The 3,422-nt window shown below is 62.3% G+C and carries 6 protein-coding genes; 1 reads left to right on the forward strand and 5 read right to left on the reverse strand.

Translation table 11 applies throughout. The features are described 5' to 3' along the window. Positions 1-143 (reverse strand): winged helix-turn-helix transcriptional regulator (locus tag AC1DXS_RS24620; protein ID WP_477739015.1); only part of this gene is annotated, 143 nt, incomplete at its 3' end. Positions 144-208: 65 nt separating this feature from the next. Beyond that, positions 209-655, reverse strand: a complete 447-nt coding sequence (locus tag AC1DXS_RS24625; RefSeq protein WP_477740069.1) for a DUF6216 family protein — start codon at positions 653-655, stop codon at positions 209-211. A gap of 226 nt (positions 656-881) precedes the next feature. Between AC1DXS_RS24625 and AC1DXS_RS24630 the strand changes: the two genes are divergently transcribed. Beyond that, the gene (locus AC1DXS_RS24630; RefSeq protein ID WP_477740070.1) at positions 882-1,304 is read left to right on the forward strand and encodes a YybH family protein; all 423 of its coding nucleotides are present in this window, start codon (positions 882-884) and stop codon (positions 1,302-1,304) included. 237 nt (positions 1,305-1,541) lie between these two features. Here the strand turns inward: AC1DXS_RS24630 and AC1DXS_RS24635 are convergent, their stop codons facing one another. From AC1DXS_RS24635 to AC1DXS_RS24645, 3 genes are all read right to left on the reverse strand, one after another. Next, positions 1,542-1,790, reverse strand: coding sequence for a GlsB/YeaQ/YmgE family stress response membrane protein (locus AC1DXS_RS24635; protein ID WP_477740071.1), 249 nt, complete (start codon positions 1,788-1,790; stop codon positions 1,542-1,544). Positions 1,791-2,175: 385 nt separating this feature from the next. Then, positions 2,176-2,667 (reverse strand): Hsp20/alpha crystallin family protein, encoded by a 492-nt coding sequence (locus AC1DXS_RS24640; RefSeq protein ID WP_477740072.1) that lies wholly within the window; start codon positions 2,665-2,667, stop codon positions 2,176-2,178. Positions 2,668-2,704: 37 nt separating this feature from the next. Next, complete coding sequence (locus AC1DXS_RS24645; protein ID WP_477740073.1) at positions 2,705-3,142, reverse strand: Hsp20/alpha crystallin family protein; 438 nt, start codon at positions 3,140-3,142, stop codon at positions 2,705-2,707. Between the last annotated feature and the right edge of the window lie 280 nt (positions 3,143-3,422).

Consider the following 3,422-nt stretch of genomic DNA (forward strand, 5'->3'; position numbering starts at 1 on the left):
TAGCTGGGCTCGCTCTCTTCCGATCGCAGGTGCTTCTTCACTGTGTTGCGAGCCAGGCCTGTACGCCTTGAGATCTCGCGGATGGACATCTGATCCCTCAATGCCCATCGCCTGATGACATTCAATGTCGCCACGTCTATCACTCCTAATTTCCCCTGCTTTTAAAACAAGCAGGGTAGTGCCTACGTGGGTCAGTTTTGGATGGAAATTACTGCGCTAAGTGGGTCAGATTTCGACGGAATTCAACACTCAGCGCAACGAGGCTTGCCTTTGTCCACTGAGTGATTCGGTAAGGAAGTTTATGAGTTCGAATCTGTCGCAAATCTGGATCGAAATAATCTCCTGCTATTCGAAGAACAAACATGTCCACATCGCGGAGCTTCGTCCATTGGATCAGGTGATGCGCGCTCTCCAAAGTCCTTACGGGTACTCCAGCTATGAACCGAAAGGTCATCAGACTGTTTTGCTCGCTGACATAGGCTCGAATCTCCGGGTCGCTGATTTCTTGGCTGCCGTGAATCAGCTGCCACATGCGATAGAACAATGTGTGGCGAGAACGCGTGCGCAACGCGACCCAGACGAAGAGTCCGCCCATGCATGCCGGCGCAAGAATGCCCAAGGTGGTTGAAATCGAGGAGAGAGTTGCGGAGTCCATTGGCCGTTCGGAAGTTGCTAACACTTTGTGACAGGCATCATGGCCCCGAAGTGGCGTTGCGACTAGGGTGCTTCTGTGGTTCAAGGAGCTAAAACGCCTTCCTTTCCCAGGTGAATATTCACCAAAACAATTGCCCCGTCCGACTTCTCCGCTTTCCCCCTCATCCCTTGTCCTACGCCACGCCCCGCGCGCCAGCCTTACCTTGGTCCTTTTAAGGGGACAAGCCATGAGCCAGCACCAGGACTTCCAATCCTTTATGAAAACCCGCCAGCATGCCGCGAGCGCGTATGTCAGCGGCAATGCCGCGCCGCTTGCGCGTGTGGTCGCGCATGCATCGCCGGCCACGTTTATGGGGCCAGGCGGTGGGGCGGTGCAGGGTGCGGACGCGGTGTGGTCACGCTATGAGCATGACGCCCAGATGTTTGGGCCGGGCAGCACATCCGAGTTTGAGATCCTGGACATGGGGGCCGGCGATACCGTCGCTTACTGGACGGGCTACCAGAAGGCGCAGGCGCAGATAAAGGGCAAGGCCGATGCGGTGCCTATGACGCTGCGGGTGACGGAGGTATTTCGGCTGGAGGGGGATGCGTGGAAGCTGGTGCATCGGCATGCGGACCCGCTGGCTGAAGCTGGCGGGAAGAGGCCCTAGGGCTCCTTCCCCCGCTGGGGGAAGGTGGGGATGGGGGCCGGCGGCGCGTGTGGTTTCGCTGCGCTTGTTTGAAGGCCGCTGGCCCTCACCCTAACCCTCTCCCAGGGGGAGAGGGGACCCCATCGGGGAGAGAAGCGGCGTGTGTCTTCGCGGTGCTTGTTCGAAGGCTGCTGGCCCCTACCCCAACCCTCCCCCAGCGGGGGAGGGAGTCAATCAGGAGAGGGGATCAAACCCGGCCTAGCGCCTGACCGTGACCATGCGGTAAATCAGCAGCAGCACGATGGCGCCGAGCACGGCGGCGATGAAGCCGGCTGTCTCGCCGTTCCGGTACCAGCCCATGGCGGCGCCGACATAACTCGCGACAAAGGAGCCGGCGATACCGATGAGCACGGTGATGATGAAGCCGCCGGGGTCGCGGCCGGGCATGAGGAATTTGGCGACGAGGCCGATCAGAAAGCCGATGAGGATGGTCCAGAGTATGGTCATGTTGTTTCTCCTGCTGGGTGGGTGGGGCGCTTGCGGGTCGGGGCGGCCCATGCGGCCGGTCCGTTACCTGCCCTGATAGCGTCGCGGGCGTTGCGGGCGCGGCCTATCGGCGGGACATCCGCGGGGGTGTAGGAGAAGGTGGATGGGTGCATTTTGTCCCCTCTCTTTCCCTCTCCCTCTGGGAGAGGGTTAGGGTGAGGGCTGGCTGCGCAGGATGTTGCGCGGCGCTGATGGGGGCCGGCGGCGTGTGATGGTTTCGCCGTGCTTGCTCGAAGGCTGTGCCGGCCCCCACCCTACCCTCCCCCAGCGGGGGAGGGAAAGAGAAAACGGTGCGGTCGGGCCGGCCCCCACCGCTGCCCTCCCCCAGCGGGGGAGGGAGCAAGCCTCAAGCCACCTTGACGTTAATCCGCCGTGGCTGGGCGTGCGCGGCTTTGGGGATGCGCAGCTTGAGCACGCCGTGGGCCAGCTCGGCCGTCACGTTCTCGGTGTCCAGCTCTTTGCTGAGGCTGAAGACGCGGTGAAAACGTCCCAGGCCCACCTCGGTGTGGCTGGACTGCAGGCCTTCGGGCGCGGCCAGGGCGGACTCGGCCTCAATGGTCAGCGTGTCGGCCTCGACCTGCAGCTTGAGGTTCTCTTTGGGCACGCCGGGCAGGTCGGCATACAGGGTGATGCCGGTGCTGTCCTCCACCACGTCGACGGGTGGCGTGAGCGTGGCGTTGGCGTTGTAGCGGGCGCGCTGGCCTTGCTGCCGCGTGACCTCGGTGGACGAGGCGCTGTTCTGTATGGCGTTGCCGTTGTTGCCGCTGTTGTTGTTGAAGTTGCCGACATTGCGGCCGGTGTCGTTGCTCGTAGTGGTTGGGGTGGATTTACCGAACATGGTTGAGCTCCTTTTGGTCTGTCTCTCAGTCCTTCAGTCAGTGGATGGTGATGCGGCGGGGCTGTGCGGCCGCGCGGCGCTGGATGCTGATGTGCAGCAGCCCGTCCTTGAAGCTGGCATCGACGGCATCGGGGTCGGCGTCTTCGGGCAGGCTGATCACGCGGCGGAAGCTGCCGGCAAAGCGCTCGTTGATGTGCAGCGTGGCTTGCTTGCCGGCCTCGGGCAGCCCGGACTTGCGCTCGCCGGCAATGGTGAGCATGCCGCGCTCCAGGTCGATTTGCAGGGTCTTGGGATCGACGCCGGGTGCGAAGGCATAGACCTCCACCGTCTGCGGCGTGCCGCCGATGTTGAGGGCAGGAAAGCCGCCGCGGCCGAAGCCACGGATGTTGGGAGACAGGTCGAGCGCCTGCTGAATTTCGCGTTGCAGGCGGTCCATCTCTCCGAACGGGTCGTAGGGAAACAGGGATCGAAACATGGCGATTACCTCCATTCGGTTGAACACGATCATCGGAATGGCGCCGGCCCATTGGCGAGGCGCCCGGATGGAGGAATTAGGAATTCGCCAAAAAATTTCAAGAGGGGGTTTGGCGGATTTTTTTGGCTTGTTGGGGGTGGTTTTATCCGGGTTTTGCTCCTTCCCCCGCTGGGGGAAGGCTGGGATGGGGGCCGGCGGTGCTTGATGTTGCGCTGCGCCTGTTTAAAGGCCGGTTGGCCCCCACCCCACCCTCCCCCAGCGGGGGAGGGAGTGAAACGGG

It is taken from the genome of Polaromonas sp. P3_B1, assembly GCF_056402935.1.

Bases quoted from the DNA above. Each gene is read 5' to 3' on its own strand.
- AC1DXS_RS24625 (WP_477740069.1), bottom strand. From the start codon at position 655: ATGGACTCCGCAACTCTCTCCTCGATTTCAACCACCTTGGGCATTCTT.
- AC1DXS_RS24630 (WP_477740070.1), top strand. From the start codon at position 882: ATGAGCCAGCACCAGGACTTCCAATCCTTTATGAAAACCCGCCAGCAT.
- AC1DXS_RS24635 (WP_477740071.1), bottom strand. From the start codon at position 1,790: ATGACCATACTCTGGACCATCCTCATCGGCTTTCTGATCGGCCTCGTC.
- AC1DXS_RS24640 (WP_477740072.1), bottom strand. From the start codon at position 2,667: ATGTTCGGTAAATCCACCCCAACCACTACGAGCAACGACACCGGCCGC.
- AC1DXS_RS24645 (WP_477740073.1), bottom strand. From the start codon at position 3,142: ATGTTTCGATCCCTGTTTCCCTACGACCCGTTCGGAGAGATGGACCGC.